Genomic DNA, 2,766 nt, shown 5'->3' with positions numbered 1-2,766 from the left:
ACTCCAGGCCGACCCCTTCAGATCAGTCAAGGTGATAGTTATAAATGAGTGATTAAATAAAATGGTCAACAACCATATGAATGGCAGTGAAAATTAAAATAGTTGGAAAGGCAATCACGAAGATTAATTTACTCAGGGGTTGTCCAATGAAAACTATCCCAACAAGTATCCCTACAAGAGCCACAATATCGAGTCTGTTAAGAAATTTTTTTGTAATGAGTTTCTTTTTTTCCATGATGGATTACCCCTGTTTAATCGCAAATTATTAGTATCTTACCCTCCTACCATCCTTTTTATTGAATATAAAAACTTCCTTCTTTGGAAAGTTAATATCTAAAAGATCGCCATATCCCCTGGCAACCTTTTCGTTTGTCAGAATCCTGATGTTAATACCAAGTAAATCAACATTAATAACTTTATTATATCCCTGATACTCAATATGAAGTATCTTTGCCGAAAAATTGAGGTTCTCCTTGCGCTTCCCAATACCAATACTTCTGGGCTTAATACCGATCTGTAACTCTTTTTCCCTTGTCTGTCTTTCTATTTTGTCCATTTCAGCACCGGTCAGCTCATAAACCGGGGTATTTTGTTTTAGAAATAATGTTTTACCCTCAAGAAAGCAATCAATGATGTTTATCGCAGGAGAGTTTATTAAAATCGCTACAATAACATTATCTGGGTCTTTTATGAGGTTGTCAGGCGTATCTATCTGATAAAGTACACCTTCATTAATAATACCAATCCTGTCTGCAATTGAAACCGCACTGTCATGGTCATGGGTTACATAAAATATTGTGCTTTGATATTTCTTATGAAGCTCTTTAAACTCAACCCTTAGCTCCTCTCTCAGTTTTAAGTCCAGATTCGAAAGGGGTTCATCAAATAGGTTTAGACTTGCCTGTCTTACAAGGGCTCTTGCAAGCGCCACCCTTTGTATCTCCCCCCCGCTAAGGGTGTTTGTACGCCGATCAAGAAGATGGTTTATATGGAGGTCTCTGGAATATGCATTTACCCTTCTATCAATCTCAGTATCATCAACCCGTGTGATCCTTGATCTTAATGCAAATGCAATATTATCATATACATTGTATATGGGAATAAGGTTGTAATTCTCAAAAACGAAAGCTACATCACGAAAAGCAGGTGGAACTTCTGTCACATCAATACCATTGAAATACACCTTACCATAGTCTGGTTTTAACAAACCAGCCGTAATCTTTAGTGTAGTAGTTTTTCCCGCCCCGGTTGGCCCTAATAAAACAAATATCTCTCCTTCATTAAGTTCAATACTTAGTTCTTTAAGTGCCTTCACTTCGCCATAACTTTTTGTAATATTATGAAGTTTTAACATGGCACGGAACCTTATCCTTCAAATCAGATTAAAATTTTGCCATTCTCCGGATCATACAATCTTACCTTTTCATCACTTGCGACCACATATCCCTCATAATCTGTGGGTTCTCCTTCCTCGATGCAACATTTATAAAGTTTGTCATCAATGTAGAAATTACCGTATAAAACCTGTTGGATTACTTCAATATTTACAAGTTTTACCGCAAAAAAATTACTCGTCTTATCAGGTTTATCACTAAAAAAGAGGTATTCTGGTCTAATGCCAAAAATTAAATTAGAAAGCTTGTAAGTTTTTAACTTTTTGGAAATCGAAACTGAAAAATGAACAGGGAGTACATCCTCACAAAAAACATCACCATTTGGCTTAATAAAGCAATTAAAAAAGTTCATCCCTGGGCTCCCTATAAAATATCCCGTGAAAAGATTCTGTGGCATTTCATAGAGACTTTCAGGTTCACCGGTTTCAATAATCTTTCCATCCCTCATGACCACAATTCGGTCTGCAAGCGTCATTGCTTCACGCTGGTCATGGGTGACATAAACAGTTGTTACATTTAAAGCCTTCTGAATTTTTAGAAATTCAAGCCTCATCTGCTCCCTGAACCTTTCATCAAGAGCACTTAAAGGTTCGTCCAGAAGGAGCACATGAGGATTTCTAACTATCGCCCTGGCTAGGGCAACCTTCTGCTTATCACCGTCGGGTAGCTCAGAGATTTTTCTATTTAATAATCCTTCAATCTTGAGTATGCTGGAAACCCATTTCACTTTTTTCTTAATCTCTGTCTTTGGCATCCCCTGAGCCCTTAGTGGGAACACTATATTTCTATATGCATTCAGATGAGGGTATAGGGCATAAAACTGAAAAACCATTGCGATATTCCTCTCTGCGGGGCCAAGATTATTCACCCTTCTTCCATCGAAGTAAATATTCCCCTCTGTAACGCCCTCAAGACCAGCAATACAGCGAAGAGTTGTTGTTTTTCCACACCCGGAAGGCCCTAGAAAAACAACAAACTCCCTATCCTTTACCGTAAAATTGATGTCATCAACAGCTTTGACATTTCCATAGTATTTTTTCAGATTTTCAAGTGTAATCCTTGCCATGAAAATCCTCACAGAGATGATATTACTTGCTTCTTTCTGATAGATAATTTAACAACTTGATCAATATAGAGCTTAAACCTATGATGATAATTAAAAGAATGAAAGCCCATGCCGAACCCTCACCAGTATAAAAGTATTGAAAAGCAGTTTTGTAAAGTGCAAAGGATACGGTCTGGGTAGCGTCTCCGGGACCTCCTCCAGTAAGTGTATAAATCAGGTCAAACTGTTTAATTGTGTCCATAAGTCGAAATAAAACTGCAAGGATTAATATTGGAGCTGAAAGAGGCAGAGTTATGTTAATAAATT

4 protein-coding genes are annotated in these 2,766 nt (G+C 37.4%); all 4 read right to left on the bottom strand.

Features of this window, described 5'->3' with window-relative positions:
• Positions 1–52 precede the first annotated feature (52 nt).
• Complete coding sequence (locus ACUVXA_RS19315; protein ID WP_445872924.1) at positions 53–235, bottom strand: hypothetical protein; 183 nt, start codon at positions 233–235, stop codon at positions 53–55.
• Positions 236–265: 30 nt separating this feature from the next.
• The gene (locus ACUVXA_RS19310) at positions 266–1,354 is read right to left on the bottom strand and encodes an ABC transporter ATP-binding protein (RefSeq protein WP_445872923.1); all 1,089 of its coding nucleotides are present in this window, start codon (positions 1,352–1,354) and stop codon (positions 266–268) included.
• Positions 1,355–1,377: 23 nt separating this feature from the next.
• Positions 1,378–2,460 (bottom strand): ABC transporter ATP-binding protein, encoded by a 1,083-nt coding sequence (locus ACUVXA_RS19305; protein WP_445872922.1) that lies wholly within the window; start codon positions 2,458–2,460, stop codon positions 1,378–1,380.
• Positions 2,461–2,482: 22 nt separating this feature from the next.
• A partial coding sequence (locus ACUVXA_RS19300) for a carbohydrate ABC transporter permease (RefSeq protein ID WP_445872921.1) occupies positions 2,483–2,766 on the bottom strand: 284 nt, incomplete at its 5' end.

The sequence above is a fragment of the Candidatus Jordarchaeum sp. genome (assembly GCF_052745115.1).
Note: the sequence above shows the minus strand (reverse complement) of the source record. Positions and strands in the feature narration are given on the sequence as shown.

What these genes read in the sequence shown, in the direction of transcription:
- ACUVXA_RS19305 (WP_445872922.1), bottom strand. Translation starts at nt 2,460, where the DNA reads ATGGCAAGGATTACACTTGAAAATCTGAAAAAATACTATGGAAATGTC.
- ACUVXA_RS19315 (WP_445872924.1), bottom strand. Translation starts at nt 235, where the DNA reads ATGGAAAAAAAGAAACTCATTACAAAAAAATTTCTTAACAGACTCGAT.
- ACUVXA_RS19310 (WP_445872923.1), bottom strand. Translation starts at nt 1,354, where the DNA reads ATGTTAAAACTTCATAATATTACAAAAAGTTATGGCGAAGTGAAGGCA.